This is a genomic window from Phormidium tenue FACHB-1050 (assembly GCF_014696925.1).
GTDB lineage: Bacteria > Cyanobacteriota > Cyanobacteriia > Pseudanabaenales > Pseudanabaenaceae > Pseudanabaena.
This window is the reverse complement of the sequence record NZ_JACJQY010000007.1, coordinates 102,296-127,334: the sequence shown is the minus strand read 5'-3', so window position 1 is coordinate 127,334 and position 25,039 is coordinate 102,296. Positions and strand designations below refer to the sequence as shown.

Genomic DNA, 25,039 nt, shown 5'->3' with positions numbered 1-25,039 from the left:
AGCTTTAGGCTGCACCCGTGATAATGCCTGCCAAAATATCGCCCATTGTTACCGTCACCACCAAAATCAACGGGGTTCTAGCCATTTGCTGCCAATCATCATCATTTCTGGCGGATTGAATCACTTTTACTAATCCAATCCCCAGATAGATCACAAATAAGGCTCGCAACACATTAAAAATCAAAGCAACTAGTCCTGTATCAATCCCAGGAATTGCACCCGTCATCCATGTCTGAGTCCTATTGAAAAACTGGGCTTGAGCTGGCTCTACTGTGAGAATTAGCAGTAAACCAATCACAAAACCAATGGCGATACCCAGTAATAAAACGGGACTGTACTTAGAATGCCGAATCATTTGCTCGAATTTGCTATAGAGCATTAGCAATACCTTCGGGAAGGCTAACAGCAAACCAATCAAGGCTAGTAAAGCCGTGAGATACATTCCTTTAGAACAAGTAAAGATGATAACGATTCCCACAATCGCAGCAGTCAATGCGGCTATCTGAGGATTTTGGATTTTGTCGAGGAAGTTACTGCGGTGGAGACTATAGGTAACTCTCATGGAATTATTTGGATAAGTTTTCATAGTTTCTCGCTAGGAAAAATTTGAGACTTGTGCATAGACTGGCAAAAGGCATAGGCAGCAAGGCGATCTCTTTGTCCTTGAAGCTCTGCTTTTGAAGAGCATTTTGATCGATAGCTCTTTTCTCGTCAATAGTCACACATCATACGCACAGCAGATTTAGGCTGTATTTGGAACATCACGATCGCCGCCGCCGATCTGCTAGGGCATCATTTAATCCGCCTTGCAGGTATTGCTTCCGCAATCGCCACAGACGAGTTCTTTTAACCCGTAGCACTCGCATTACTTCTGAGATATCCACACCGTCATGCAGGGCTAGCAATACCTGTGCGCGATTAATGGTTGAGGCATGACCCTTACCCTTTAGGCAGAGTGCTACACATTGACGATAATCGGTGTTAGTGAGGGTGATTTTTAGTCTTTCCATGTTTCAAATAACGTTTTGTAAAGTTTGGCGTGGGGCTACTTTTTTTGCTAATCATTACTTTTGTCGGACAATTATTTGTTAACTTTCCTGACTAGAATGTTTTATGTAACACAAACTTTATAAGCATAATCTTCTCAACTAAGTTCTGAAAATATTTCATAGGGAAGATTCAGCATATTTTGTAGTTATTGTTGAAGATTAGAAAGGAAAAATCAAACAATACGAGAGACTGGTCATGCCGATCGCTAGTTTATCGGTAAGCGATAATTGGAAAGTGGTTCGCAAAATGGAGAGGATTTCTCATGACAGCAAATTTAAAAGGTAAAGTTGCCTTGGTAACAGGGGCTTCACGGGGAATTGGAAAAGGTATTGCTATTGGTTTAGGCGAATCTGGTGCAATGGTTTATATCACGGGGCGCAGTGTGAATCAGACAAATTCTATAGATTCTATTTCTGGTAGTTTACTAGAAACCAAAACCGCCATAGAAAAAGCGGGTGGAATTTGTATTGCAGTTCCCGTTGATCATAGTGATGATGAGCAAATTAAATCTCTATTTGAGCAAATTGATCTCGAACAAAATGGTCAATTAGATTTATTGGTAAATAATGCTTATGGTGGCGTGCGATCGCTAATCTCATCTAATGGTAAACCATTCTGGGAAGCAGATCTTAGTCTCTGGGATGCTTGCAATCAAGTCGGCTTGCGAAGTCACTATGTGGCAAGTCATTTTGCTGCGAAGATGATGACCCAACGCAAACAAGGTTTGATTGTGACGATATCTTCTTGGGGTGGATTGGCTCCGATCTTTGGCGTTGCCTATGGTACTGGTAAATCAGCTTGCGATCGCCTTGCATCCGATATGGCAGTCGAACTAAAGCCGTTTAATGTTGCTTCGATTTCACTTTGGCCGGGGATTGTTGGCACTGAACAGTTTCATCAGTTGGCGGATGCAAACCTTGAGGGTAATGAGAATAATCTTGGTGTTGCAGCGATCGCAGATAAATTTAATTGGGAAACTCCTTTATTTGTCGGTAGAGTTATTGCTGCCCTATGTAATGACTCGAACCTGATGCAGAGAAATGGGAAGGTTCAAATTGTGGCGGAACTAGCAAATTATTACGGAGTAGTTGATGAATATGGTCATTGCCCTGCTTCGTTACGATCCCTCAGATTTTTATTGCCACAAGGTTTACCGATGCTTAAATCTAGAGCCAAGTTAATTCCATCTCTTCGAGTTCCATGGTGGTTAATCCTTTTAGCAATTCTTAAGTCCCCAAAAATTTGAATATAATCCTAAATCATTGGGATGGTCTTTCGGCTCCAAACTTCAAACTCCATCTTGAATTTCAAAGTAAATAGTTCAAACCAATAGACTTGCAATGAAAAAGTTATTAACCCAATGGATAGATCGAATTTTATCTGCACCAGAAACAAATTTATTTTTATTTGCCTTTTTACTGCACTTTGTTTATGAAGTTTGGGAATCACCTTACTTTGATTTCTACGCGATGCCTTCTTTGTCTGATAAGGTAAACTACATTACTCACTGTACTGTAGGAGATGGAGTAATTACTGTGGTTAGCGGATGGATGGTAGCTGGGTTATATCGATCGCGCAAATGGATACTCAGAAATACTTGGAAATCAACATTGCTATTTACGGCTCTAGGTTGGATATACACCCTCATTTCGGAAATTTACCGCGTTCACATTGCCAAGCTTTACGGCGTTTCCATGCTAATCGTGCCAGTTATTAATATTAGCTGGCTACCGCTTCTGCAATGGGTAATCCTGCCACCTCTGATTTTGTATATGACTAAACTTCATATGTTGGGCTATGGGCAAGAGAGATAAACAGTATTTATCTTCAGATAACTTTATTAATAGGGAAATTACAAGACAAAATTGACTTTTTTTAGACAATTTCATCATGGCTTCATTTTCTTAATTTATTGTCAGACTATTAGCTAAATATTTACAAGCAAATACAGACTGAGTTAGGAAAACCGAATCTTGCATCAATACATTAAAAAACCGATATTCTCCCTAGAATGCTTTACAATCGCTTTTCTTATTGGGATTAGCACTAGTATGACATTTTCCTTATTCTGGGTAAAAGAGACTGCTGCTGAACCTTCGATAACCAATTCCCCTGCACCCTCTAAAAACTCCGACAGTCAGGGATATATAGAGACAATTAAGCTAGATCAGAAAGCTGATCCCTTACAGCTACCAACAAAGCCTGAAGAGGTGAAGCTACAAGTTGTACAACCAGTTACCTTAGAACAAGCAATCCAAATAGCCCAAAAACATAACCGTGAGTTACAAATCGCTGAACGTACCCTTCAACGTAATGAAGCGGCGTTAAGGCAAGTCCAAGCAACTCAACTCCCTGCGCTTAATTTAGAAACAGAATTTGCCAACGAGCGAGATGCGAAAGATACTCTTGATGAGTTGAAAAAAGGTGAGATTGAGCAAACAGGAAACTTACTGACAGGAAGGCTCGAATTGAGCTATGACCTATTTAATGGTGGAAGACGATCCGCAAAGATTGCAGCAGCAGAAGCTTTAGTGCGCTCTGACCAATTAGAAGTAACCCGTCTAAAGGAGCAAATTCGACTAGAGATATCTAATGCTTATTATGATCTACAGGAAGCCTCAGAGCAGGTAAGAATTACCCAAGCAGCAACCCAAAATGCTCAAAAAAGTCTGGTTGACGCTGAAGCATTAGAAAAAGGAGGCAGGGTTTCAAAATATGATGTTCTTAAATCAAGAGTTCAACTGGCTAATGCTGAACAAGAATTTGTTCAAGCACAGAGTGCTTTAGAGATTGCACGTCGGCAATTGTTACCTCTACTTGGTTTAGTAGAATCTATTGATTTCACAGCCTCCGATCCAGTGCAGCCACAAGAGCAGTGGCAACAGTCTCTGGAAGAGAGCATCATTCTTGCTTTCAAAAACCGTCCTGAATTAGAACAACAACTTTCACAACGTCAAATTAGCGAACAGCAACGCACTATTGCACTTAGTGAAACGCAGCCTCAAATTGGTCTATTTGCCAACTATCAAGTGCGAGACAACTTGAGCGATCGCTTCAACACAGTAGATGGCTATGCTGTTGGCATCAGATTGCGTTGGAACTTATTTGATGGCGGGGCAGCCTTAGCAGGGGCGCAACAAGAAGAAGCAAATAAGGCGATCGCCGAAACTCGTTTTGTTGATACCCGAAATCAGATTCGCTTTCAAGTAGAGCGAGCTTACAAAACATTACAGGCAAATACTAAAAATATTAAGACATCAGAGTCTGCGTTAAAACAGGCAAAAGAAGGTTTAGAAATAGCCCGTTTGCAGTTTAAGGCAGAAGTAGCTACTCAACTTGATGTAATCATTGCTGAAAATGAACTTACTCGTGCAGAAGTAAATCGCATCAAAGCTATTCTTAATTACAATCGTGCTCTAGCCGCTTTACAGCGTGCAGTAAGCAATAGCAACTCATCAAAAGAGGTTTCCAAATAATAATTTAGACCTAAGATTTTCTGGACTAATCCTCTACAGTGATCGCACCGTGAAACATACCCATGCCACAGCTAAACTGAAACATTCCCACAGTTTGAGGCGTAAACTCTACAAGTGTAGTCTGATTAAGAACTAGATCTTGAGCAATATGGAAATCAGGAAAGAGAACTTTTTCTAGGCAACTACTGGGATCGCGACGATCAAACTGCAATCGCACAGGCTGACCGCGCTTAACTGTCACCAACGAAGGTACATAGCCACCATCGACGGTAATTGTGACTTCTTGAATGCCTTCATTAACTTTTGCTTGTTGGGATTTGGGCTTGCTGCCTAAAAACCACCATAGTTGAGCAACCATTAGAGATAGACCACCGACAGCGATCGCCATTTTAAGCGCTATAGGCTGTTCAATCGATTGAAATCCTTTCGAGCTTGAATTATGATTTGTCATCTCCTCTGCTGACATGCTGGAAACTATGACAAAAGATAAACCAATACTTACTAGAATACTGATCACTTGATATTTTTTCATGGTTGTTTCTTTTAGTTAGTTGAAGAAGGACGAAAGTTTCTCAGTCGTAAAGCATTTGTAACAACAGAGAGAGAACTAAGTGCCATTGCGCCACCCGCAATAATCGGATTAAGCAACCAGCCAAAGAACGGATAAAGAATCCCTGCGGCGATCGGAATACCTGCCACATTGTAGATAAAGGCAAAGAAGAGATTTTGTTGAATATTACTAATCGTGGCGCGACTGAGCTGAATCGCAGTCACAATTCCTTGCAGATCGCCAGATATTAGGGTGATATCGCTAGCCGCGATCGCTACATCTGTTCCAGTACCGATCGCTAAACCAACATCGGCTTGAGCTAAAGCAGGAGCATCATTAATGCCATCACCAACCATCGCCACAACTTTACTTTCAGCTTGCAACTCTCTAATTTTGGCAACTTTCTGATCGGGACGGACTCCTGCAAATACTCGTTTAATGCCAACTTCACGGGCGATCGCCTCCGCCGTTGATTGATTGTCGCCAGTCAACATTACTACTTCTATTTTCATCCTTTGTAAAGCCGCAACTGCCACTTGAGATGAAGGCTTGAGCTTGTCCGCAATGCCAATTAAGCCACAGGCAGCATTGTCAACCGCAACCAAAACAACAGTTTTTCCGCCTGTTTCCCATGAGTCTTGGTATTGATGAATCTCACTAGTATCAATCTTTAACTCATCCATCCATCGCCTCGTTCCGACCTGTACTAAAGAATTATCTACCTTGCCTTGCACACCACTACCTGCGATCGCCAGAAACTCAGTCACTTCAGAAATAGTCATATCCTTTTGCTTAGCATGGTTCACAACCGCTTCTGCTAAAGGGTGCTCAGAATTACGCTCGATCGCGGCGACAAGCTTTAATAATTCATCATCATTCTTATTGATAGAAAAGATATCTGTAACAACGGGTTTACCTTCAGTCAAAGTTCCCGTTTTATCTAAAACGATAGTCTGAATTTTATGAGCAAGTTCTAAACTACCTGCATCTTTGATTAAAATTCCGTTCTCTGCACCTTTACCAGTTCCTACCATGATCGAAGTGGGAGCCGCTAAGCCCAGAGCGCAAGGACAGGCAATAATCAGTACACCCACAGCAGAAATTGTGGCTAGGGTGATGTTGCCCATAATCTCAAACCAGACAATAAATGTGGCGATCGCAATCGAAATTACAACTGGCACAAACCAACCTGTCACTTGGTCGGCAAGTCTTTGAATTGGCGCTTTAGAACCCTGAGCGTCTTTTACTAACTGGACAATTTGCGAAAGAACTGAATCTTTGCCGATGTGACTAGCTTTGATTTGCAAACTTCCAGATCTATTTATCGTTGCGCCAATTACGCGATCTCCAACCTTTTTCTCAATGGGAATACTTTCTCCTGTAACCATTGACTCATCAACGGTGGAGTTACCTGCTATCGCCTCACCATCGACGGGAATTTTCTCTCCAGGGCGCACCAGCACGATATCGTTAATTTGCACGTCTTCAATAGGAATGTCTGATTCTTGACCATCGCGCAAGACTCGTGCCGTTTTTGCTTGCAATCCGATTAACTTACGAATCGCCTCCGAAGTTTCGCCCTTAGCGCGATTCTCGAATAATTTACCCAAGAGAATCAGGGTAATTACAACTACTGACACTTCATAGTAAACTTCAGGCTGCAAGCCCTGAGAGATGAAGAAACTAGGATTGAAGGTAACAGTAAGTGAATAAGAGAAAGCTGCGAGTGTACCTAATGCAATCAGTGTATCCATCGTAGCTGTATGATTTTTAAAGGCTTTCCAAGCCCCCGTATAAAAAGAACTACCACACCAAACCTGCACGGGGAGAGCCAGAGCAAGCTGAAACCAGCGATTATGCAACCAATCGGGAATCAAAGGGATCTGTAGCCCTGTCATCATAGGTAGCACACCAGTTACTAGAACTACGCTAATCACCCCACCCACCCACACTTTACGGGTTAAATCTTGATTTTCAGTCAGTCTGGATTTCTTGTCAGAGTCAGCATCTACTTGATCTGGCAGAATCGCTTCATATCCAATATCTTTAATTACCTTCTGAATAGCAGAAGCAGAGGTTTTTTTCTCATCGAATTCAACCACCGCTTCTTCGGTAGCAAAATTAACATTACTACTAACAACACCAGATATAGAACGAGTCGCCGATTGAATACTACTGGCACAAGAAGCGCAGTGCATTCCGTGTAAGTTAAGTGTAACTTTACTCATTTTGAATCCTTTTTACCTGAATGTTTTGTTTTATCGACTTAGCAATTTTGAGCGGAGTCTAGCGTAATACTACTGATTCTGATTTTTTTGGGAATTGCTTGACTGGCTAGTTGGTTGAGGGTTTGATGGTTGTTGGTTAGAGCGTCCTAGCCACCAGCCTAAACCTCCTCCTGTAAAAAAGATAATGGCAAGTGGAATAGCGCAACAGGCGATCATCATCCACATCATCATTTTCATCCCAGATTTATCAGAATCTTTCGATTCGCTACTTTCTTGATTATTTGGCTCTTTACGATTCATTGAATTTATCCTCTAAATTAATTTACTTGATAGCCAGCCGTCGTAATTGCATTCTTAATAGCAACTTCAGGAAATTCAGTTTCCACTAATACAATCTTGTTTTTTGGATCGCCCTGAATAGAAGCATTCGCATCGACTGTTTTAATCGCATTAGTGATAGTGCTTACACAGCCCCCACAGGTCATGTCAGGAACTTTTAATTGGAGTTTCATAGTGTTAAATAGTTATTTTTAAGTGGTTTAGTTATGAATTGATTGAGCGATGATCTACACAATCAACTGTTTCTTCAGTCAGTACAGTTACTGGATGGAGAGCGCATTTAAGATAACGGTTATCGCTAAAATATTGACAGCGATGACATATAACCTTGGGCGATGGTTTGAAGCCAAATGAAGCCCGCTTTCGCTTAACAATAAAAATATAGATGGGAACAGCGATCGCTGAGAGTAGCACAAGATTAAGGATAATAAAGAAAGCTATATCAGCAAGACGAGGTTCAATCGCTTTCTGGCTTGGAAGGATTGAATTAGATGGTTGAATTGCGATCAATTTTGGTTCCATGTGAGTTCTTCTCTAAACATAGAATCTGTTTTTAGTTCGCTTTTGGTAAGAGCTGCTTGAAGTTTTGCTTCATCTTCATGGGATAACGAAGTTTGTAAGACTTTTCCCTCGAATTTGCTCAAATCTTCCAAAACTCTGTCGGGTGTAGATTTTCTCACCAAGATAAAAATTGCCGAAGTTCCAGATTCGATTGTATTACCTAGTTCTTGAATGAAATTATCATCAATGCCAACATCTGTTAATGCGCCAGAAAGTGCCCCAACCGCTGCACCCAAAATTCCTAGCAAGGGCTGGAAGAACAGCAAGCCGATTAGCAGCCCCCAAAAGCCGCCATTTAATGCGCCAGAAGCGACAAGTTCTTGAGTTTGGTTAACCTTAACTTTGCCATCTTTATTTCTGACGACAATAGCTGCGTCTTCCAAGTCAATAAGATACTCTAGTTCAAGTTTCCTCAAATCAATAAGAACCTCATCCGCTTTGAATTCATCTTTAAAACCGATAACAATTAAGTCACTCATTTTCTTTTCCTGCAAATTAATTTTAATAGTTAAAATAGATGTCTCAGTTATCCTTCGATTCGATAATTTCTCATCATGCCAGCATCTTCATACTCCAAGTTATGACAGTGGTATGTATACAATCCACAGTATTTCTCAAATTTCATGAGCAGTTTCACTCGCTCACTCGGCACTACCATAACCGTATTTTTTATTCATGAGTGCGTAGTTTTTTCTGAGTATAGCGACGACCCCACGGGAAAAATGCAGGGGTTACGGCGGCATAACTGGCATACGTCTCACCAAATTCTGCCAAAGCATCGCCTTCTTCTCGGTGTGCCAATCGGACGTACATCGTCACTAAGACGGGAAACATAAGCAGTGTCACGATCGTGGGCCATTGCATCAAAAAGCCCAACATAATCACAATAAAGCTCATGTATTGCGGATGACGGATTTTTGCATAAGGGCCTGCAACCGCTAATGTATGACTTCGTTGGGCTTTGTAGAGAACTTCCCAAGCATTGCCTAAATAGAACAGTCCACCAAAAATCAAAACGCTGCTCAGAATGTGTATCGGATTCCAATGGGGATCGCCTTTCCATCCCAGCAATGTTCCCCAAAGATGTCCAGCGTCATGGGAAAAGAAGTTCAGTCCTGGATAGCGAGTTTGCAGCCAGCCTGAGAGCAAGTAAATCGTTAAAGGAAATCCATACATTTCTGTGAACAAAGCCACAATGAATGCTGAGAATGCTCCGAACGATCGCCAATCTCTAGGATTACGCGGCTTAGTGAAACTAAAGGCAAAGATGATAAATACCAGAGAATTGATAATCACCAAACCCCAAAGTCCATAAGCAGGAACCTCACTCATGTCTTGCATGATTCCCTCTCCTCGAAGTAAATTTATTTGTAGAGTCCGTACGATCGCTTTCTCGACTATTGCCGCTGTTACTACTTCCATCTCTTCCATTTCCTCCGTGCATGAATAGATGCATGAGTACAAAGATGATTACAAAAGAGTATGGTAAGAAGCTCGATAAATGTACTAAATGTTCTGTAATCAGGAAGTAAGCCACAATCCCAATCGAAACATATAGCACAAGTCTAATCGGTAAGCTCAGACCAGCTTGAGGACGATGAGGTTGGGGTTGATTTGATGAACCATGCTGATGCATAAAAACCTCAATTTGTGTAATCACTAAGAATCAAATTAGATCCAAAATTCGGCTCCTAAATTGAAAGGCAAATGGCTATAAATAGTTTATAATCTCTTGCTCTTTCATTAACTCAGAACAATGATTGATTACTAGATTGAGTTGATTAACTACAGCATAAAGCGATATCAAATATAATAATTCTCAATCAAATACTTGCTTTATTTTTCAATCAAATAGAGTGCTAAATTCAGCTTACTATACAATTATGAAATGACGATGAAATTTTAAATATCTGTATCAGATAAGGTGAACTACTTTAGCTCAAGGTTTCCCAAGTTTTGCCAGCATTTTGAGATTTAAAAATTTGATTTTTTTCGTTAGCAGCATAAAGAATTTGGGAATTGCTAGGAGCGACTGCTAGTTTGACAATCACTCCATCTGTTTCCGACCAAAGTTTCTCCCAGTTCTTACCGTCATCATTGCTACGATAGATACCAGAATTTAGTTTATCAAAGCGATAGCCATACATGATTGTGTGATCGCCTTGCTTGACCAAATTCAAAGCCAGAATTGGCGCAGTTTGAGTTTCACTGATCGCAGTCCAGTCATCTCCACGATTTACGCTCTCATACATACCTGAACGAGTGGTCGCAAAGACGCGATCGGGCTTCTCAGGATCGACAACGAGATCAAAAGGAGCATCAGTTAGTCCTGTCATCTTAGGTTGAGTCCAAGTTTTACCACTATCGGAACTGACAAATAAACCTTTTGCACCCGAACTAGCCCAACCATAAAGAACTTTAGGATTACTAGGAGAGATACCTAAAACATGAAAATCCACTCCTTCCATTGAGATAAACTGCCAATCTTCACCTCCATTCTCACTAATCCGAAAACCAAGATTTCCACCACTTGAAGGGTGTCCACTAGAGTAAAAGCGTTGACCGTTAGTGCGATCGCCAGTAAAGCCCATATAGTCTGATCGGTCTTTGCCAACCCAAAACCATTGTCCTGATTCAGCACGTTGCAACAGTCCATTATGGCTAGCAACATAGATAATATTTGGATTTTCAGGATTAATGGTTAAACCATGAATGTGGTTATCGGCTTGCCAATTTTGGGCAGGAGTTAGGGTGACATTATTAGCTAATTTTGGCAGATTTTGGGGATTGCTTGGCTGACTAATTGGTTGAGTGCCAGTTGTTTGTTGATTAGAGCGTCCTAACCACCAGCCTAAACCTCCTCCTGTAAAAAAGATTAAAGCGATCGGGATAGCACAACACGCGATCATCATCACCATCATCATTTTCATCCCAGACCTACTGGAATCTTGCGGTTCTTTCAATTTTCCGCTTTCCTGATTATTTTGCTTCTGATCATTCATTGACTGTTTTCTCCAAATTTGCTTTTAAGCTCATTATTCAGGCGCATTAAAAACAATAGAAATTAGGAGAGGCGGCGCAAAGCGCCGCCTCTCCTAATTTCTATTGTTTTTTATACCAAACTTGCTTCCATTCTTGCATTTGTTTGATTTCTGCTTGCTGAGAAGAAATAATATCCTGTGCAAGCTTCTTGATTTCGGGACGAGTTGACTTAGCTAAAGCATCTTTCGCCATTATCACAGCACTCTCATGATGAGGAATCATCGCATTGATAAAGCGTAAATCAAATTCGGCATCCTTTGCACCTAAGTCTTGGCTCATCATCATGCCTTTCATTTGTTCATCGCTCATCTCCATCATATGTCCCATTTGGGCATTGTATGCCATTGGCTTGTTGCTAGCGTTGGGATACCATTGTTTACGCCAAGTCTGTAGTTCATTAATTTCTTTAGCTTGAGCAGCAATAATATCATCAGCTAGTTTTTTAATTTCAGGACGCTGTGATTTTTGTTGAGCTTCTTTTGCCATTTCAACTGCACCTTTGTGATGCGGAATCATCCCATCAATAAATCGCAGGTCAAAGTCAGCATCGGCTGGTCCTAAATCCATTGTCATATGCGTATTGCCCATATTATGCATATTGTCCATGCTAGGCATAGCCGTCTTAGACTCAGGTGTAGAGCTAGGTTTAATCACAACAGTAGAAGTAGAAGCAGATGTTTCTGGAGTTGTTGTGGAACAAGCCGCTAAAGCTCCAGTTGCAATCGAGATAATTGCTACTAGACCCAAACTGTGAGATAGGATGTTCAATTTAGTAAAATTCATAGAACTCAAATTTTTTAGTCACTAAATAGTTTAAAGCGAGACAATGAAATCAAGATGAAATCAAACTATTTTCTAGGTAGTTCTATTTTAAATAAGTAGCTGGGCAGAATTAAAAAGCCGAGTCAAAACCTGTGGCTCACGCGCAGCATGAGCCACAGGTTTTTCTGTATTTAGAAAACGACCACTACAACTTAAAGTTAAATCGCCCGTTTACCTTTTCACCTTTAATATCTGACAAAATCGCAACTTTATACTCACCCGTTGCTTTACTTGGCAGCGCAACTGTGTAGTGCTTTGCAGGAGCATCATATTTTAGATCGAGATTCTTTTGAGTACCATCAGGCAATTGTACCTGTGCAGTTACCTTAGCATCAGGAATTGCCTCATGATTGTCGCCCTTTTGCAAAAAGAAATCAAGATGGATTGCATTCTCTTCTTTCTCTGGAATTAGCTCCAAATGGTAGATTCCTGATTCAATAACTTGTCCTGCTTGCTTAGAATTATCATTCTTAGTTTCAGGTTTTGCCATGCTAGGAGCAGAACTAGCTTTAGGTGTCTCATCGGACTTAGCTACTGTAGTTGCAGGTGCTGAGCTTGTCGCCGTTGGGGTACTGTTACTACAGGCGGCTAGTACAACTAAACTAGCCAAACTGAGACTGAGAAGGATCGGTTGAAATAATCGCATAAATTTCCTTAAGTGATAGATTCTTGGATAGATAGCACTTCAACCTGTCTATCCAAATTAGATTTGGGAACGATGTATTTCCCAAATTGGGAATACAAAGCTGGTAAAACCAGCAAGGTTAGGGCTGTCGAAGTAAACAACCCACCTAAAACTACAACCGCTAACGGTTGTAGAATCTCTTTGCCTGCGCCAGTGCCAATAACTAAGGGAGCCATACCTAAAGCCGAAGTAAAAGCTGTCATTAGAATTGCCACTAGCCTTTCCATTGAACCTTCTTTGATCACTTGGGATAAAGACATTCCTTGTGCAAGTTTTTGGTTGTAGTTATCCACTAGCAATAGACCATTGCGAACTGCCACTCCAAAGAGCGTAATAAAACCTACGAGAGAAGCAACGGAGACAATACCACCCGCGATCGCGATCGAAAAAATCCCACCCACAATCGCTAGAGGTAAATTAATCATGATCATCACCATGCCAGCGAAAGATTTAATCGCAAAGTACATCAAAATAGCAATTATGACTAATGCTAATCCTCCAAATACCAGTAAGTTCTGAGTTGCACGACTTTCTGATTCAAATTGTCCACCATACTGAATAAAGTAACCTGATGGTAAAACAACCTGTTGCTGTACTTTTGTTTCAATTTCGTTCACCACTGAGCGCAAATCTCTACCCGACACATTGGCAGAAACTACTAAAAAGCGAGATACATTCTCTCGATTAATCGTATTTGGACCGTCACCATAGGTAACTTGAGCAACTTGAACAAGAGGAATTTTTTGCCCTGTAGGAGTATCTATTAATAAATTCTGAATAGCCTCAAGGTTACTGCGGCTATCAGGTTTTAACCATACTAATAAATCAAACAATTGTTGATTTTTTAACACTTGAGAAACTACTTGACCATTCAAAGCGGTTTCTGTAACTTCGGAAAGCTCCTTAATCGTAAGACCATAACGCGCCGCAGCCGAGCGATCAAACTTAATCTGCAATTGGCGAATCGGAATCTGCTGCTCTAATTGTAAATCAACAACACCATTAACTCCTCGCATCGCTGTTTCTACTTCTTTGCCAATTGCGCGTAGTTCCGATAGGTCAGAGCCAAAAACTTTCACAGCGATCGCACTGCGTACTCCTGATAAAACCTCATCCATGCGATGGGAAATAAAACCACCCACACTGGTCGCCACGCCGGGTAATTTATTGAACTCTTCGCGGATTTTAGCGATACTTGCTTCGCGATTTTGAATTCCTTCGTCACTTAATTCCACATCAAGGTGTCCTAAGTTTACGCCTGCCGCATCGGCATCCCCAGGCGCTCTACCTGATCGCATCTGAATCGCACTAAAACGGGGATCGTTCTTGAGAGCATTTTGGATAGCTAATCCCATGTCATTGGTAGCACTAAGAGAACTTCCAGGATAGAGAAGCATCGTATTGACAAGCGATCGCTCTTGAAATTCTGGTAAGAATGTTCGCCCAAAGGAAGTCATCACAATTAAGGAAGCGACAAAAGCAGCAATTGCAGGGATGAGAATCATTTTGGGACGACGAATTGCCATGTCAAGAGCAGGTAAATACAATCGTTGGCTAAAAGCTGATACCCAAGTATCATCAGGTGGCAATTGGCGATGGGCTAATAAAATTGCACAGAGAGCTGGAGAAAGAGTCATAGCGACTAAAGTTGAAGCAGCGATCGACACCAGATAAGCGACTCCCATTGGGGTAAAAATCCTGCCTTCTACTCCACTCAAACTAAAAATGGGAGCAAATATAACCACGATAATTATCGTTGAAAAAAGGACGCTAGTCCGCACTTCCACCGAAGTATCATAAACTACATCAAAATCATGCTTGGGATTACCTATAGCTTGATTTTTTCGCATCCCCCGATAGCAGTTCTCCATATCCACAATCGAATCATCGACCACCGAACCAATCGCTACGGCTAATCCACCTAAGGTCATCGTGTTTATGCCCTGTCCAAACCAATTTAAAATCAACATCCCAATCAAGACTGAAAGCGGAATTGCACTTAATGTAATTATTGCCGTGCGCCAGTTCATCAAAAACATCAACATAATCACCGAAACAATTATGATGCCATCCCGCAGAGAATCACGCACATTTTCAATTGCTGACTCAATAAAACTCTCTTGGCGAAATGTAATTTGAACTTTTATATCTTTTGGCAATCCTAATTCCAATTCAGCAATTGCTTTTTCAACAGCTCTTGTGACTGTAGGCGTATCGGATTGAGGTTGTTTATTCACCAGCAAAATTACGGCTCTCTTGCCATTAACACTACCATCTCCCCGAGCCAAAGCAGCACCTAGCTTTACTTCGGCTACATCACTTAGTTTTATAGGCTGTCCATTTCTCGCCTTAATTACTGATGCTCCTAAATCTTCTATAGATTCAATTCTACCGATACCCCGAATTATTTCCTCACGATCAGTAGAAATTAAAAATCCTCCCGCCGCATTGTTGTTTGCTTCCCTTGCCGCTTGTGTAGCTTCCGCTAAAGAAATATTAAATTTTGTCAGTTTGTCAGGATCAACCAATACCTGATACTCACGCACATCACCGCCATAGGCAATTACTTGGGACACACCTGAAACTGCTAAAAGTCGATTAGTCACGTTCCGATCAACTAATCGACGTAGTTCCATTAGATCAGTCTTGGGCTTTTGACTTTCATTTTGCTCATCAATAGTAAAGGCATACATTAAAATCGTCCCAATCGGTGAAGAGACAGGAGAAATCTGCGGTTCACCTGTTCCCTGTGGTAGTTTGGAACGAGCTTGTTGTAATCTCTCCGCCACTAATTGACGAGCCTGATAGATATTTGTATCTGCCTGAAAAATTACCCTAACAACTGAAATTCCCACCGCAGAAGCAGATCGTACTACCTCCACCCCAGGGGTTCCATTTACTGCACTTTCAATCGGCAGTGTAATTAATGATTCAACTTCTTCGGGGGCTAGCCCATCAGCTTCGGTTTGAATCTCCACTTGAGGTGGAGCGAAGTTAGGAAATACATCTAGAGGCATCTTTGTTAGGTTATAACTTCCTAAAAAGGTAATGATCACTGCACAAATTACTACTAGCCAGCGCTGGGCGATCGACCATCTGAGAATAGAATTGAGCATGATTTAAAGTATTGAAGATATGATAAAGCCAAAGTAAGATTATGTTGCCATAGAATTATGAAACCACAATGAAATTAGCTGAATTAGCAATTTATTAAGGTTTGCAAGCAAACAAGAGATTTCATCCTGATTTCATTGCTCTAAGTCAAACTAGATGTAAAAGTAATGGCTAGATATACATTAGTCCCTTCAATCAAGTCTCTATGCCATTAGTTCCTAGATTCCTTTATCATGGCTCATAGCCCAAATAAAAGTATATGAATTCCATTAATCGACGTAGGTTTCTCTCTTTAAGTGCTGGTACTACTGGATCTTTACTATTAACCCAGTGCAGTTGGGCTAATACTTCAAGGCAACTTACTCAAAAAACTAATGGTGCTGAAGTATTTACAACTAATTCCGACGGTTTATTAGATGTGGCTTTAGAAGCACGTCCCAGTCTCATCAAATTGGGGCAACAGCAGGGCAACTTATTGACCTATAACGGACAAATTCCAGGACCAAGATTAGAAGCAAAAGCTGGGGACTCTGTACGCATCCGCTTCACTAACAAGTTATCTCAAGCCTCAAACCTTCATTATCACGGGCTGCACATTCCGCCCACAGGCAAAGCTGACAATGCTTTTCTTTCCATTCCCTCTGGTGAAACTGAAACCTATGAATTTACCCTACCAAAAAATCATCCTGCGGGAACATTTTTCTATCATCCTCACTTGCATAAAATGGTTGCAGAACAGGTGTTTAGTGGCTTAGGTGGAATCTTTATTGTGCGTGGTGCATTGGATGAAATTCCTGAAATTCGAGCCGCTAAAGAAGAGTTTTTGTTTTTGAAAGATTTTTCCCTTGATGCGAACGGTCAAATTCCTGTCCCTAATCATATGGAAGCTATGCGCGGACGAGAAGGGTCAATTCTTACCGTTAACGGACAAGTAAATCCCACATTTTCTTTGGCTTCTGGCGGTTTGTTGCGCCTTCGGATTATCAATGCTTCAACATCCCGTTTTTATCGTCTCAGCCTCGAAGATCATCCGTTTTATTTGATTGCTACTGATGGTGGCGCGATCGCCGAACCTGTTGAACTAAAAGAACTGCTGTTATCTCCTGGTGAGCGTGCAGAAGTATTAGTTCGAGGCGATCGCACTCCCAAACAATATCGATTGCTAAATTTACCTTATGATCGCGGTGGATTTTCGATGATGGGCAGCATGAATAATGGCAACATGATGGGTAATCCTGTAACTGAAGCTAGCACAACCCAAGTTATTGCCACAATCGCTTACAAAGACGCGCTAGCAAAACCACTCCCATTACCACAAAAACTCATTCCCGTTGAAGTATTGCCTCAACCAATCGCAACTCGCCGCATCGAAATGTCAATGGCAATGGGAACAGGAATGGGAATGCAAATGACATTTCTATTTAATGGCAAAACCTTTGATATGAATCGCGTGGATGCCGCCGTAAAATTAGGGACTACTGAAGATTGGGAGATCGCAAACGTAGATCCTGATGGCATGGAACACCCATTTCATTTACACATCAATCCTTTCCAAGTCATTGATCGCAATGGCAAGCCTGAACCCTACCGATCATGGAAAGATACATTACGAGTTGGTGGAAAGGAAACAGTACGGATTCGGATTCCGTTCCGCGATTTTGTGGGAAAAACTGTATATCACTGTCATATACTTGACCATGAAGATCTTGGCATGATGGGGATTGTGGATATGCAAGCATAGCTTAAAGACTAAATAATGTTCAAAGTAAAAATAAAGCTCTGGTAAGATTAAAGTTGAAAATGATTATCAATTTTTATTGCCATGACCGCTAAATCAAAAGCGCAACCCGCAAAAACTGATGATGTCGCGAATTGTGAAGTTCATCTGGTGCATTTAGATAAAGTGGTTGCCTGTCAGTCGAATATTGCTACTCTCGATCAAGCACAACAGATGGCAGATTTTTTTGCGGTTTTGTCTGATCCGCACCGATTGCGTCTTATATCTGCTCTTACAGGGCAAGAATTATGTGTTTGTGATTTGGCTGTGGCGATGAAAATGAGTGATTCGGCGGTGTCTCATCAACTGCGGATTTTGCGATCAGCGAGATTAGTAACTTACCGTAAGGAAGGGCGTAATGTTTACTACAGACTTGTAGACAAACATATTGTCAATCTCTACAAAGAAGTCGCAGAGCATTTGCAGGAGATTTAATTCTAATATTCAGTGACTTTTAGCTTACATCTGATCAAATTTACTGTTAATCTATTGAATAGTTATTCAAGTATTCATGTATGACAAAAAGTTGTTGCGGTGACGATGAGCCTAGAAGTTCTCACAATCATGACCATGATCACAATAGTGCCGATTCTTCAGGACTTAAGGGTGAGGTAATTACAATTGCAGCGACAATCGTACTATTCACCGTTGGTCTCATTTGTGAAGAAATCCTACATCATATGAGCTACTGGTTTGTAGATTATGTCCTATTTACAGTTGCTTACCTATTGAGTGGATGGAGCGTTCTCACAATTGCAGGAAAGAATATTTTGCGTGGGCGATTCTTTGATGAGAATTTCTTAATGACGATCGCTACATTAGGAGCATTTGCCATACATAAGCTACCTGAAGCCGTTGCGGTCATGCTGTTCTACAAAATCGGTGAATTGTTTCAAGACATGGCGATCGGTAATTCGCGGCGATCGATCAAGGCTCTTTTAGAAGTGCGCCCCGATGTCGCTTTTCGTCAAACCGAGTCAGGCGTGGAGCAAATTTCTCCAGAATCTGTATCTGTAGGTGAGGTCATCATCGTCAAAGCAGGAGAGAAAATCCCCCTTGATGGTGAAGTCATTGCAGGTAATGCTCAACTAAATACAGCGGCGCTAACGGGAGAATCTGTCCCTCGTACTGTGGACATTGGCGATACGGTTTTATCGGGCATGATCAATGAGACTGGATATCTGACTGTGAGAGTGACCAAGGTTTATGGTGAATCTTCAATCGCCAAGATTCTCGATTTAGTCGAAAATGCCAGTAGTCAGAAGGCAGAAACCGAGAAATTTATCACGAAGTTTGCCCGCATCTATACGCCGATTGTGGTGTTTATCTCTTTAGCAGTGGCAACGATTCCACCATTGGTAATTCAAGGGGCAACTCAATCCGAATGGTTCTATCGCGCCTTAGTTATTCTGGTAATTTCCTGTCCTTGTGGTTTGGTGATTAGTATTCCATTAGGATATTTTGGTGGTGTCGGTGGTGCAGCAAAGCGCGGTATTTTGGTTAAAGGTTCCACTTTCCTAGATACCTTAGCGGCGGTGAAAGTGGTTGCTTTTGATAAAACAGGAACTTTAACTCAAGGCAACTTTAAGGTAGCTAAGATTGCTCCTAGCAATGGATTTACCGAATCAGAACTACTTGAGATTGCCGCAAAAGTGGAAGCGAGATCGAATCATCCTATTGCTAAATCGATTTTGGAAGCTTATGGGAAAGAGCCTGATCTGTCTGATATGGGTGAGTTTGAAGAGATCGCTGGTCATGGTGTGCGATCGCAAATTAACTATCAAACTGGCAATCAAATTATCTTTGCGGGTAACGAACGCCTTTTACAACGTGAACATATTGCTTACACAATTCCTTCCAATCAAGGCACGATTGTCCATCTAGCAGTTGACCATGTTTATGCTGGCTATATTCAGATTGCTGACGAACTCAAAGGTGATGCAGATCAGGCAATCAAATCGCTAAAACAACAGGGTATTTATACAGTCATGCTCACAGGCGATCGCGACAATGTGGCTAAGATCATTGCCGAACGTTTGGGCGTAAATCGCTACTACGCTGATCTCTTACCTGAAGGGAAAGTTGATGTCCTCGACAAGCTCTTAAAAAATGTCAAAAAGGGAGAGAAAGTTGCTTTTGTTGGGGATGGCATCAATGACGCGCCTGTTCTCGCAAGATCTGATGTGGGGATTGCGATGGGTGGATTAGGTTCGGATGCAGCGATTGAAACTGCGGATGTGGTGCTGATGACTGATGCTCCTTCTAAGGTGTCGGAAGCGATCGTGATCGGACAAAAAACACACCTTATCGTTCTCCAAAATATCTACCTCGCTATGGGAATCAAGGGGTTATTCATTGTCCTTGGTTCCTTTGGTGTGGCGAATATGTGGGAGGCAATTTTTGCTGATGTCGGTATGGCTTTGTTGGCGATCGCCAATGCGACTAGGGTTTTGAAATAGTACCTATTACTCTTGTATGAGCCAATTATTAAATAAAGTTCTCAAATAAATTTCATCTAATTTATGTTCAAAAAGATATTCATTACTTTTTTGGTGTTTTTCATGTCTGGGAATACGGCAGCGTTTTCCCACGTAATCTCGCCATCAGACAAAACTAAACCTAGGGTTACAGATTTAGTCAAACATGGTAGAGAGTTGTGGGATAAAAAGGATATAACCAGTGCATTAGCTGACTATCAACTAGCCGCCACCATCGAATCTAAAAACGCCAAAATCCAAGCAAGTATTGGCTTTCTGTTTACCCAACAAAGTAAATTTCCAGAGGCGATCGCCGCATTTCAACAAGCCATCCGTTTAGATAACAAAGATGTAAAATCTCTAATTGGTCTAGGTTTCATATATACCCAGCAGAAAAACTTTACAGAAGCATTGGGGTTTTATCAGCGAGTGATCGCCATCGATCCTAAAAATATTGATGCTTATCAAAGTATTGGCTATATTTTCGATAGTCAGAATGATCTTGCAAATGCGGCTAGAGCATATCAACAACTGATTACCATTGCTCCAAGCAATGTGAAAGCATATCTTGATCTAGGTCATGTTTTTGAAAAGCAGCAGAACTTCCAAGCTGCCTCAGATATCTATGCCAAAGCTGTCCGCCTTGCCCCCGCAAATCCAGATGTTTTATTTACTAGCGTAAGTTTAGACCGCGCAAAGATTACAACAGAAGAAGCGATTGCGAGATATCAGCAGATTCTTAAAATTAATCCTCGTCATCTTGAAACAAATTTAATGATCGCCCAAGCTCTAACTACACAAAGCAAATTAGATGAGGCTATTGGTTTTTATAAAACTGCTGCCAAACTTAAACCCAATCCACTTATACATCAAGTAATCGCAACTTTATATACTAGGCAAAACAGACTTTCTATGGCAATCATCACCTATCGTGAAATCATCAAAAACGATCCTGAAGATGCCCTTGCCCACTTTAATATGGGTAAAATCTTGGTACAGCAAAAACGTAACCAAGAAGCTTTGCAGTCATTTCAACGGGCAGAAGAACTATATACCCGCCTAGGTGATCTTAAAGCTATAAATGAAGTCCAAGCAGCCATTAAAGATCTCAAATAGTCAATTTATTAATCAAATCTGAATTAGAAATTATGAACGAAAATATTCCTGAAGAGACCATCTCATCCACCGCTCAAAAAGTCAAAGAACTCCGCAAGAAACAGCGATCGCATAGTTGGTTACAGCGATATCAACGCCCAATCATGGCTGGGATATCAGCTCTGGGATTAGTAATTACTATATATCTCACCTTTGTCAGTTTTTCCCAATCATCGGTAGCCTGTCCGACCAATGCCTGTGATGTCGTGCTTACTTCTCCCTATGCCAAAATTTTCGGCTTGCCGCTATCGCTATTTGGTTGCTTGGGATATGCCAGTATGATTGCCTTTGCGATCACCCCCTTATTAGTTAAGCAAGAACAAAAAGAACTTCGTACCAAGCTAGATAACTGGACAGGATTACTACTCTTTATGGGTGGCACTGCCATGATGATATTTAGTGGCTACTTGATTTATTTGTTAGTTACGGTAATTCAAGCTGCTTGCATTTACTGCATCGCTTCTGCACTTCTATCCACCAGTTTATTTGTATTCTCCGTCATCGGTCGTAAATGGGAAGACATCGGCAAATTATTCTTCACAGGTGCTATCATCGCTACGCTCACAATTGTCGGGACATTGGTTATTTATGGAAGTGTGAATAAACCGATCGTTAGTGCAACTTTACCCATTGATGCAATTACAGGTAAACAAATTATCCAAACACCGACAACAAGACCTAAAAAGGGAATCGGCTGGGAAGTAACAACAACTTCAGGCAGCGCCGAAATTGCCCTAGCTAAACATCTCAAACAAATCGGGGCAAAAATGTACGTTCTCTATACCTGTCCCCATTGCTATAAACAAAAGCAATTATTTGGTAAAGAAGCTTTAGCCGAATTGAATTGGATTGAATGTTTACCTGATGGGAAAAATGCCCAGCCTCAACTATGCGAAGCAGCCAAGATTCAGACAGTACCTACATGGGATATCAATGGCAAGTTTTATCAGGGTGAGCAATCACTTCAAAAGCTTGCTGATTTGTCAGGCTATCAAGGCGATCGTAATTTTCTTTATATGCTGCCTGATCATTAACTCTCAAAAAAATACTCAAAAATGCTGTTTATAGCATTTTTGTTTTTGAATAGATTCTTGTTTCAACTTCACACAACATAAAATCCTAATGCTTAACTTCTTACCATTTGCATTTGAGTTTACATCTCCGGGTCCGATCGCTTTTGGAATCGGAGCACTTTCGATTCGTTGGTACGGAATGCTAATTGCCTCCGCAGTTGTTATCGGCACACTATTAGCCCAAAAACTTGCGAAAAAACGTGGTGTTGATCCAGATATAGTCGGCAATCTCGTAATTTGGTTGGTGGTTGGAGCTATTCCCTGCGCCCGTCTATACTATGTTTTATTTGAATGGCAACGCTTCCAAAATCAACCTTGGTATAAGGCTTTTGCAATCTGGGAAGGCGGCATCGCGATTCATGGTGCAATTATTGGCGGTGCAGTTGCCACAATTATTTTTTGCCAACGCCAAAAAGTCTCAGCATGGTTAATGGCAGATATTATTATGCCTGCGCTGATTTTAGGACAAGCGATCGGGCGTTGGGGCAATTTCTTTAATTCTGAGGCTTTTGGTAGACCCACAGATCTCCCTTGGAAATTATTTATTCCCGTTGATCGTCGTCCTCCTGAATTTGTAAGTGAGTCTTACTTCCATCCCACATTTCTTTACGAATCAGTCTGGAATATTGGTGTGTTCGCGATCCTCATGTTTCTATTCTTCAGATTTCCCAAAATTAGAACTGGGACATTAACCATGACTTATGCGATCGCCTATAGTCTAGGACGCTTTTGGATTGAAGGATTGCGTACAGATAGCCTGATGTTTGGATCACTGCGTACTGCTCAAATTTTCAGTCTTGTGGCGATCTCATTAGGTATTGCGGGTTTAGTTTGGCTATACGGACTGCGGCGGCGTTTTCCCGACACAGTTTCCCAAAAAGTTTCTCAAAAAGATAGTCACACATAAAAAATACTGACTCTTGCATAGTGATCGCTCTAAAAAGCATTTGACTTATCAGACTATTTTTTAAAGCGATCACAACTTTGGATATACCTTAGACGCAGCATTAAGTTTTTTCCTTCCACAAAATACTCATTACTCATGCTGGTATAGTTTGAGATGCTTATCAGTTCTAGTGAATAACAGTCACTAGAGAAGACGGGGAAAGTTTGGTGCAAATCCAACGCTGTCCCGCAACTGTAATAAAAGTAATCATCTTTTTTAGTCAGAATACCCGCTAATGAGCAATCTCAAACTCTTATTTCATTTGCGAGGTACAAAATGAAAAATTCCGTTCAAACAATATGGTGGCGGACTGAGCAGTTCGCTATGTCAGTGCAAGTACAAGCAGCTTTATATGTTGTCTTGTGGGCGCTAATAATCTGGTCGGTTTACTTTACAACATATCCTGCGGTACATGACTCGGTTCATTCACTGCGACATCACACACTTGGTGTGAGTTGCCATTAATGTTTGAGTTCAGTACTTACAGGAGTTTTTAATTGTGTTATCAAAGTTTAAATTATCAACATTCTTGATGGGCTTCACCTGCTTCATCATTATTACAAGTACCGCATTCATTGGAGTTTCTCAATCATCCCTACCCTCTGTGCAATTAGTGACAACGCCGCCGATCACGCAAGTGACTCCACTAGAGGCGGAAGCCACAAAATACTTAGGCTCAGGAAAATATGATTCACCTGTCCAGTTAAAGTTACAGGCGCAAGATGCCGCAGGTAAGTCATTACATAATGCACAGTTTCATCTACAAATCCTCACTCCTGCACCAACACCTTGGTTTACGACAGACTTTCCAATTGTCGAGGGAACAAAACTGTTAGACATTGTTGGAGATGCTCCTACAGGTGAGTTTTTGGTGCAGCAGGTTTTTCCAATTCGCGGTGAGTATCGGTTGAAGATTAATGTCAATCCAACTGTAGCTGATGCGTTTACCCCAATTGAGCAGACTTTAAATCTCACAGTTCCTGAAAATCCCTTGAAGTTTCGCTACTTTCCCGTTCTTATTGCAGTATTGTTAGTGATCGGGTTTGGTGGTGGTTGGATTATCGGTGGCGGGCAAAAGACTAAGATTCAAGCTGGAGAAATTGCCCCGCAACCAGTTCGATTACTTCTCAGTGGTGTGACTGTTTTAGCGATCGCCGCCCTGCTGTTCTTTAATATCAATGCCGAATTAGTCAAAGCACAGTCAGGCATGGAGTCAGAGAAATCTACTGCTAATAATTCTAGTTTAATCGAATCTCAAGGACTAAGACTGGAGCTAACTGGAGATAAATCCACTACAGTTGGACAAATGGCAGCTTTTCAAGCAAAAATTACCGACAGCAAAACTAATCAGCCTGTCAGTGATGTCATTGTTGCGATTAAGTCCACACAACTAGAAAATAACTGGGTAGCTTTTGGCTATCAAGGTGTTGCTGATTCTAAGGGTTTACTGACATGGCAAGAGCAATTTTTTGATGGTGCGCCTCACAAAGTTGAAGTTAAAGTATCACCTAGCCCAACTAGTAACCGTCAATTCCAGTCATTCCAAGTGATCCAAGAAATTGATGTAGAAGGGATTGCCCCGCCGATGCTAGTTCGATTTATCGGGTTATTTTACTTCACTGCTATTTTGGCATTGGGGTTGATTGGAGGATTATGGTTACAGCAGAAGTCAGAATCAATCTAAATCAGATCGTATGACTATTCAGTATTGGCTAAAGTCAAATCTCATAGCGTAAACCCCAAA

The 25,039-nt window shown here is 41.2% G+C and carries 26 protein-coding genes and 1 riboswitch; of the genes, 11 read left to right on the top strand and 15 right to left on the bottom strand.

Annotated elements, in window-relative coordinates; all coding sequences use genetic code 11:
• Window positions 1–4 precede the first annotated feature (4 nt).
• Both H6G05_RS06775 and H6G05_RS06770 read right to left on the bottom strand, forming a co-directional pair.
• Entirely contained in the window at window positions 5–586 is a 582-nt protein-coding gene (locus H6G05_RS06775) for a hypothetical protein (RefSeq protein WP_190577436.1), read from the bottom strand.
• 175 nt (window positions 587–761) lie between these two features.
• Complete coding sequence (locus H6G05_RS06770) at window positions 762–1,010, bottom strand: helix-turn-helix domain-containing protein (protein ID WP_190577435.1); 249 nt, start codon at window positions 1,008–1,010, stop codon at window positions 762–764.
• A 302-nt stretch (window positions 1,011–1,312) separates the two neighbouring features.
• On the opposite strand from H6G05_RS06770, the gene H6G05_RS06765 reads away from it, so the two are divergent.
• The 3 genes from H6G05_RS06765 to H6G05_RS06755 all read left to right on the top strand — a co-directional run bounded on the left by H6G05_RS06765 (window position 1,313) and on the right by H6G05_RS06755 (window position 4,526).
• A complete protein-coding gene (locus tag H6G05_RS06765) occupies window positions 1,313–2,296 on the top strand; it encodes an SDR family NAD(P)-dependent oxidoreductase (protein ID WP_190577434.1) in 984 nt (327 codons plus the stop codon).
• A gap of 94 nt (window positions 2,297–2,390) precedes the next feature.
• Window positions 2,391–2,864, top strand: a complete 474-nt coding sequence (locus H6G05_RS06760) for a hypothetical protein (protein WP_190577433.1) — start codon at window positions 2,391–2,393, stop codon at window positions 2,862–2,864.
• 237 nt (window positions 2,865–3,101) lie between these two features.
• Complete coding sequence (locus H6G05_RS06755; RefSeq protein WP_190577432.1) at window positions 3,102–4,526, top strand: TolC family protein; 1,425 nt, start codon at window positions 3,102–3,104, stop codon at window positions 4,524–4,526.
• A 25-nt stretch (window positions 4,527–4,551) separates the two neighbouring features.
• Here the strand turns inward: H6G05_RS06755 and H6G05_RS06750 are convergent, their stop codons facing one another.
• From H6G05_RS06750 to H6G05_RS06690, 13 genes are all read right to left on the bottom strand, one after another.
• The gene (locus tag H6G05_RS06750; RefSeq protein ID WP_190577431.1) at window positions 4,552–5,058 is read right to left on the bottom strand and encodes a cupredoxin domain-containing protein; all 507 of its coding nucleotides are present in this window, start codon (window positions 5,056–5,058) and stop codon (window positions 4,552–4,554) included.
• Window positions 5,059–5,069: 11 nt separating this feature from the next.
• Window positions 5,070–7,304, bottom strand: coding sequence for a heavy metal translocating P-type ATPase (locus H6G05_RS06745; RefSeq protein WP_190577430.1), 2,235 nt, complete (start codon window positions 7,302–7,304; stop codon window positions 5,070–5,072).
• Between the two features lie 69 nt (window positions 7,305–7,373).
• Window positions 7,374–7,604, bottom strand: coding sequence for a hypothetical protein (locus H6G05_RS06740; RefSeq protein ID WP_190577429.1), 231 nt, complete (start codon window positions 7,602–7,604; stop codon window positions 7,374–7,376).
• 17 nt (window positions 7,605–7,621) lie between these two features.
• Window positions 7,622–7,816, bottom strand: a complete 195-nt coding sequence (locus H6G05_RS06735; RefSeq protein ID WP_190577428.1) for a heavy-metal-associated domain-containing protein — start codon at window positions 7,814–7,816, stop codon at window positions 7,622–7,624.
• 31 nt (window positions 7,817–7,847) lie between these two features.
• Window positions 7,848–8,165 carry a hypothetical protein gene (locus tag H6G05_RS06730; RefSeq protein ID WP_190577427.1) on the bottom strand — a complete coding sequence of 106 codons (318 nt, stop codon included), beginning with the start codon at window positions 8,163–8,165 and terminating at the stop codon, window positions 7,848–7,850.
• Window positions 8,150–8,683, bottom strand: coding sequence for a DUF1269 domain-containing protein (locus H6G05_RS06725; RefSeq protein WP_190577426.1), 534 nt, complete (start codon window positions 8,681–8,683; stop codon window positions 8,150–8,152). Before H6G05_RS06725 ends, H6G05_RS06730 begins: the two co-directional genes overlap by 16 nt.
• A 47-nt stretch (window positions 8,684–8,730) precedes the next feature.
• Window positions 8,731–8,862, bottom strand: coding sequence for a multicopper oxidase domain-containing protein (locus H6G05_RS25955; protein ID WP_408962464.1), 132 nt, complete (start codon window positions 8,860–8,862; stop codon window positions 8,731–8,733).
• Between the two features lie 11 nt (window positions 8,863–8,873).
• Window positions 8,874–9,626, bottom strand: a complete 753-nt coding sequence (locus H6G05_RS06715; RefSeq protein ID WP_242025307.1) for a methyltransferase family protein — start codon at window positions 9,624–9,626, stop codon at window positions 8,874–8,876.
• The gene (locus H6G05_RS25950) at window positions 9,529–9,840 is read right to left on the bottom strand and encodes a DUF2933 domain-containing protein (protein WP_190577425.1); all 312 of its coding nucleotides are present in this window, start codon (window positions 9,838–9,840) and stop codon (window positions 9,529–9,531) included. Before H6G05_RS25950 ends, H6G05_RS06715 begins: the two co-directional genes overlap by 98 nt.
• Window positions 9,841–10,138: 298 nt before the next feature.
• Window positions 10,139–11,206 carry a F510_1955 family glycosylhydrolase gene (locus H6G05_RS06705; protein ID WP_190577424.1) on the bottom strand — a complete coding sequence of 356 codons (1,068 nt, stop codon included), beginning with the start codon at window positions 11,204–11,206 and terminating at the stop codon, window positions 10,139–10,141.
• 100 nt (window positions 11,207–11,306) lie between these two features.
• Complete coding sequence (locus H6G05_RS06700) at window positions 11,307–12,029, bottom strand: DUF305 domain-containing protein (RefSeq protein WP_190577422.1); 723 nt, start codon at window positions 12,027–12,029, stop codon at window positions 11,307–11,309.
• Window positions 12,030–12,213: 184 nt separating this feature from the next.
• Window positions 12,214–12,714 (bottom strand): hypothetical protein, encoded by a 501-nt coding sequence (locus H6G05_RS06695; protein ID WP_190577421.1) that lies wholly within the window; start codon window positions 12,712–12,714, stop codon window positions 12,214–12,216.
• An 8-nt stretch (window positions 12,715–12,722) separates the two neighbouring features.
• Window positions 12,723–15,869, bottom strand: a complete 3,147-nt coding sequence (locus H6G05_RS06690) for an efflux RND transporter permease subunit (RefSeq protein WP_190577419.1) — start codon at window positions 15,867–15,869, stop codon at window positions 12,723–12,725.
• Window positions 15,870–16,126: 257 nt separating this feature from the next.
• Between H6G05_RS06690 and H6G05_RS06685 the strand changes: the two genes are divergently transcribed.
• The 8 genes from H6G05_RS06685 to H6G05_RS06650 all read left to right on the top strand — a co-directional run bounded on the left by H6G05_RS06685 (window position 16,127) and on the right by H6G05_RS06650 (window position 24,979).
• Complete coding sequence (locus H6G05_RS06685; RefSeq protein ID WP_190577418.1) at window positions 16,127–17,608, top strand: multicopper oxidase family protein; 1,482 nt, start codon at window positions 16,127–16,129, stop codon at window positions 17,606–17,608.
• Between the two features lie 81 nt (window positions 17,609–17,689).
• Window positions 17,690–18,079: an ArsR/SmtB family transcription factor gene (locus H6G05_RS06680; RefSeq protein WP_190577415.1), complete on the top strand. Its 390-nt coding sequence runs from the start codon at window positions 17,690–17,692 to the stop codon at window positions 18,077–18,079.
• A gap of 80 nt (window positions 18,080–18,159) precedes the next feature.
• Window positions 18,160–20,103 (top strand): heavy metal translocating P-type ATPase, encoded by a 1,944-nt coding sequence (locus H6G05_RS06675; RefSeq protein WP_190577413.1) that lies wholly within the window; start codon window positions 18,160–18,162, stop codon window positions 20,101–20,103.
• A 102-nt stretch (window positions 20,104–20,205) separates the two neighbouring features.
• Window positions 20,206–21,237 (top strand): tetratricopeptide repeat protein, encoded by a 1,032-nt coding sequence (locus tag H6G05_RS06670; RefSeq protein WP_190577412.1) that lies wholly within the window; start codon window positions 20,206–20,208, stop codon window positions 21,235–21,237.
• Window positions 21,238–21,269: 32 nt separating this feature from the next.
• Window positions 21,270–22,310 carry a vitamin K epoxide reductase family protein gene (locus H6G05_RS06665; protein ID WP_190577410.1) on the top strand — a complete coding sequence of 347 codons (1,041 nt, stop codon included), beginning with the start codon at window positions 21,270–21,272 and terminating at the stop codon, window positions 22,308–22,310.
• Window positions 22,311–22,398: 88 nt separating this feature from the next.
• Window positions 22,399–23,256: a prolipoprotein diacylglyceryl transferase gene (gene lgt, locus H6G05_RS06660; RefSeq protein ID WP_190577408.1), complete on the top strand. Its 858-nt coding sequence runs from the start codon at window positions 22,399–22,401 to the stop codon at window positions 23,254–23,256.
• Window positions 23,257–23,400: 144 nt separating this feature from the next.
• A riboswitch (cobalamin riboswitch) is annotated at window positions 23,401–23,546 on the top strand.
• A gap of 25 nt (window positions 23,547–23,571) precedes the next feature.
• The gene (locus tag H6G05_RS25800; RefSeq protein ID WP_190577407.1) at window positions 23,572–23,760 is read left to right on the top strand and encodes a CbtB domain-containing protein; all 189 of its coding nucleotides are present in this window, start codon (window positions 23,572–23,574) and stop codon (window positions 23,758–23,760) included.
• 34 nt (window positions 23,761–23,794) lie between these two features.
• The gene (locus H6G05_RS06650; RefSeq protein ID WP_190577405.1) at window positions 23,795–24,979 is read left to right on the top strand and encodes a hypothetical protein; all 1,185 of its coding nucleotides are present in this window, start codon (window positions 23,795–23,797) and stop codon (window positions 24,977–24,979) included.
• Window positions 24,980–25,039: the final 60 nt, after the last annotated feature.

Bases quoted from the DNA above. Each gene is read 5' to 3' on its own strand.
- H6G05_RS06775 (WP_190577436.1), bottom strand. From the start codon at position 586: ATGAAAACTTATCCAAATAATTCCATGAGAGTTACCTATAGTCTCCAC.
- H6G05_RS06770 (WP_190577435.1), bottom strand. From the start codon at position 1,010: ATGGAAAGACTAAAAATCACCCTCACTAACACCGATTATCGTCAATGT.
- H6G05_RS06765 (WP_190577434.1), top strand. From the start codon at position 1,313: ATGACAGCAAATTTAAAAGGTAAAGTTGCCTTGGTAACAGGGGCTTCA.
- H6G05_RS06760 (WP_190577433.1), top strand. From the start codon at position 2,391: ATGAAAAAGTTATTAACCCAATGGATAGATCGAATTTTATCTGCACCA.
- H6G05_RS06755 (WP_190577432.1), top strand. From the start codon at position 3,102: ATGACATTTTCCTTATTCTGGGTAAAAGAGACTGCTGCTGAACCTTCG.
- H6G05_RS06750 (WP_190577431.1), bottom strand. From the start codon at position 5,058: ATGAAAAAATATCAAGTGATCAGTATTCTAGTAAGTATTGGTTTATCT.
- H6G05_RS06745 (WP_190577430.1), bottom strand. From the start codon at position 7,304: ATGAGTAAAGTTACACTTAACTTACACGGAATGCACTGCGCTTCTTGT.
- H6G05_RS06740 (WP_190577429.1), bottom strand. From the start codon at position 7,604: ATGAATCGTAAAGAGCCAAATAATCAAGAAAGTAGCGAATCGAAAGAT.
- H6G05_RS06735 (WP_190577428.1), bottom strand. From the start codon at position 7,816: ATGAAACTCCAATTAAAAGTTCCTGACATGACCTGTGGGGGCTGTGTA.
- H6G05_RS06730 (WP_190577427.1), bottom strand. From the start codon at position 8,165: ATGGAACCAAAATTGATCGCAATTCAACCATCTAATTCAATCCTTCCA.
- H6G05_RS06725 (WP_190577426.1), bottom strand. From the start codon at position 8,683: ATGAGTGACTTAATTGTTATCGGTTTTAAAGATGAATTCAAAGCGGAT.
- H6G05_RS25955 (WP_408962464.1), bottom strand. From the start codon at position 8,862: ATGGTAGTGCCGAGTGAGCGAGTGAAACTGCTCATGAAATTTGAGAAA.
- H6G05_RS06715 (WP_242025307.1), bottom strand. From the start codon at position 9,626: ATGGAAGTAGTAACAGCGGCAATAGTCGAGAAAGCGATCGTACGGACT.
- H6G05_RS25950 (WP_190577425.1), bottom strand. From the start codon at position 9,840: ATGCATCAGCATGGTTCATCAAATCAACCCCAACCTCATCGTCCTCAA.
- H6G05_RS06705 (WP_190577424.1), bottom strand. From the start codon at position 11,206: ATGAATGATCAGAAGCAAAATAATCAGGAAAGCGGAAAATTGAAAGAA.
- H6G05_RS06700 (WP_190577422.1), bottom strand. From the start codon at position 12,029: ATGAATTTTACTAAATTGAACATCCTATCTCACAGTTTGGGTCTAGTA.
- H6G05_RS06695 (WP_190577421.1), bottom strand. From the start codon at position 12,714: ATGCGATTATTTCAACCGATCCTTCTCAGTCTCAGTTTGGCTAGTTTA.
- H6G05_RS06690 (WP_190577419.1), bottom strand. From the start codon at position 15,869: ATGCTCAATTCTATTCTCAGATGGTCGATCGCCCAGCGCTGGCTAGTA.
- H6G05_RS06685 (WP_190577418.1), top strand. From the start codon at position 16,127: ATGAATTCCATTAATCGACGTAGGTTTCTCTCTTTAAGTGCTGGTACT.
- H6G05_RS06680 (WP_190577415.1), top strand. From the start codon at position 17,690: ATGACCGCTAAATCAAAAGCGCAACCCGCAAAAACTGATGATGTCGCG.
- H6G05_RS06675 (WP_190577413.1), top strand. From the start codon at position 18,160: ATGACAAAAAGTTGTTGCGGTGACGATGAGCCTAGAAGTTCTCACAAT.
- H6G05_RS06670 (WP_190577412.1), top strand. From the start codon at position 20,206: ATGTCTGGGAATACGGCAGCGTTTTCCCACGTAATCTCGCCATCAGAC.
- H6G05_RS06665 (WP_190577410.1), top strand. From the start codon at position 21,270: ATGAACGAAAATATTCCTGAAGAGACCATCTCATCCACCGCTCAAAAA.
- lgt (WP_190577408.1), top strand. From the start codon at position 22,399: ATGCTTAACTTCTTACCATTTGCATTTGAGTTTACATCTCCGGGTCCG.
- H6G05_RS25800 (WP_190577407.1), top strand. From the start codon at position 23,572: ATGAAAAATTCCGTTCAAACAATATGGTGGCGGACTGAGCAGTTCGCT.